This window comes from Streptomyces sp. NPDC000880, assembly GCF_053599675.1.
In genome coordinates this window covers 1-2,697 of sequence record NZ_JBSFMS010000236.1, presented here as the reverse complement: position 1 = coordinate 2,697, position 2,697 = coordinate 1, and the positions used below count along the sequence as shown (strand labels likewise).

Genomic DNA, 2,697 nt, shown 5'->3' with positions numbered 1-2,697 from the left:
GTGAGCGCCCTCGGTGGCGTGAGCGCTTGATACGACCTGAACGCGTCCTTGCGCCGAGAGATGAGCGATTTCGCGCAGCACGTCGAGGATCGCCGCCTCGTCGGGCGCAGCCGACAGCCGCTCCCGGAAGCCGGTGTCCATGAGCTTGCGGGACAGCATCGCCAGGATCCGCAAGTGCTCATCGCCGGCGGCTGCCTCCGGCACGGTGATCATGAAGATCAACTTGGCCTTCGTGCCGTCGAGCGAACCCCACTCGACGCCCTCCGCCGACCGCGCGAACCCGACGATCGGCGCGGTGACCGCGTCGGTCTTGGCGTGCGGGATGGCGATCTCCTCGCCGAGCCCGGTGGTGCCCTGGTCCTCGCGGGCGAAGGCGGCCGCCACGAGGGCGTCGGGATCGGCGACCCGGCCGGTGGTGGCGAGCAACGCGGCCATCTCGCGGATGGCGGCGTCCTTGCTGTCGGCGGCCAGCTGGACCTTCACGGTCTGCGCGGTCAGAAACCCGGACAGCACCTCGTCCTCGGCAGGCTCGGCGGCGGCGGGCGAGGGAGTGAGCGACGTCTCCGTACGTACGCCCGCGGCACCCGAGACCTCCGTAGCGGCACCCGTACCGGCGCCGACCCCGGCGAGCACCGGTTCCGGCGCCACCGCACCAGCGCCGGCACCAGCACCAGCGCCGGCACCAGCACCCGCACCGGCAGGCACGAGGGCAGCCGCCCCCGCCGCGCCACGGTTCTTCCGCTCCTTGATGTCGATCAGCGCATTCGTGGTGATCGCGGTGACGACGGTGCCGATGGCGACGGCCAGGAAGAACATCGGCACCCCACCGACCGCACCGAGCACGGCCACGATCGGCCCACCGTGCGGAACCGCGTCCTTCACGCCGGCCAGACCGGCGATCCCACCAGCCACCGCACCACCGAGCATGTTCGCCGGAATGACCTGCGCGGGCCTTGCCGCCGCGAAGGGGATCGCACCCTCGGAGATGCCGAACATGCCCATGAAGATCGAGGCCATACCGGTGTCCCGCTCCTGCTGCGAGTAGAGCCGCCGCCGGATCAGCGTGGCGAGTCCCTGCCCCAGAGGCATGACCGGAATCGCAGCCGCGCACATGCCCATGACGGTCTGGTTGCCGGTCGCGATGAGCCCGGCGCCGAACAGGAACGCGGTCTTGTTGACCGGCCCGCCCATGTCGAACGCGATCATGAGCCCCAGAATCGCGCCCAGCAGAATCGCACTGGTCCCGGTCATGCCGCTGAGCCAGTCGGTGAGATGCGTGAAGACCCACGAGATCGGCTTGCCGATGACGTAGATGAAGAACAGGCCCAGCGCTGTCGTCGCGACGATCGGGATCACGATGATCGGCATGATCGGCTGTACGAACCTGGGGACCTTGACCTTCTTGATCCACAGCACCAGATAACCGGCCAGGAAGCCGGTGACGATCGCGCCGATGAAGCCCGCGCCGGCCTCCGAGTCGTACAGCGCACCGGTGTTGGCTATCCAGCCGCCGATCATGCCCGGCACGAGCGCGGGCCGGTCGCCGATCGCGTAGGCGATGTAGCCGGACAGGATGGGGATCATCAGCGTGAAGCCGATGACGCCGATGGCGTTGACGTGAGCCCAGAAGGTCCCCTCCGGGATGACGTACCCCTTCGAGGTCGCGTCGCCGCCCAGCGCCAGCGAGACGGCGATGAGCAACCCGCCGACCACCACGAACGGGATCATGTACGAGACGCCGTTCATCAGCGCCTTGTACGCGACGCTGCGCTCCTTGCCGCCACCGCTCGAGCCGCCCGAGCCGGTCGGCGGCGTGGCGGCCCCGCCTCCGCCGCCCGCCCCGTGCACCGGTGCGTTCTGCACCTGCTCGATCAGGCGCTCGGGGTGGTGAATGCCCTCCGCGACACCGACGGCCAGCACCTTCTTCCCCACGAACCGACTGCGGTCGACGTCCTTGTCGGCGGCGATGATGATGCCGTCCGCGTCTTGGACATCGTTGTCAGTCAGGGCGTTCTCGACCCCGATGGAGCCCTGAGTCTCCACCTTCATCTCGATGCCGAGCGCGTCTGCGGCCTGCGCCAGCTTTTCCGCGGCCATATAGGTGTGGGCGATGCCTGTCGGACAGGCAGTCACCGCAAGCAGCTTCAACTTCCGCTGCTCGCTCGCCGGACTGGTCACGTGGTTCTCCTAACACTTCGTGCGCAGATCGTACGGTTGTTCCCGATCCGCAGAGCATCGTGCACCAGACAAGCGCCTAATCAAAAGCCCTGCGGTCCTACTTGCCACCGCCGACGGGCCCTGGATGTGGCCGGAACCCAGCCGTGGGCGGGCTGGGGTCCACTGCGCCGATCGGTGTAGATTCGTGACCAGAGTCAGACGTCGCTGCTGATGGCGGTCGGGCGGTCCCGTTGTGCGGAACCGGCCGAGGGAGAGAGGGCCTCCGACGGACTGCACTGCGAGCGCCCGGGCATTGGTATGCCTATGGCCGCCGCAGAGCCAGCCGTACCCACCCTCGATCCGAACACGAGGAGCAGCTCGTATGTCGACTGTCGCCACCGGCCAGGATTTCAAGGTCGCCGACCTCTCCCTCGCCACCTTCGGCCGCAAGGAGATCACTCTGGCCGAGCATGAGATGCCCGGTCTGATGTCGATCCGTAAGGAGTACGCCGCCGTGCAGCCGCTCGCCGGCGCGCGCAT

2 protein-coding genes are annotated in these 2,697 nt (G+C 68.3%); one reads left to right on the top strand and one right to left on the bottom strand.

The window, feature by feature from the left end; translation table 11 throughout:
- Window positions 1–2,178 (bottom strand): fructose-specific PTS transporter subunit EIIC (locus tag ACWDO5_RS35570; RefSeq protein WP_450534660.1); only part of this gene is annotated, 2,178 nt, incomplete at its 3' end.
- 361 nt (window positions 2,179–2,539) lie between these two features.
- Here ACWDO5_RS35570 and ACWDO5_RS35565 point away from each other — a divergent pair.
- On the top strand, window positions 2,540–2,697 hold a 158-nt coding region (locus ACWDO5_RS35565; RefSeq protein WP_450534661.1), incomplete at its 3' end, for an adenosylhomocysteinase.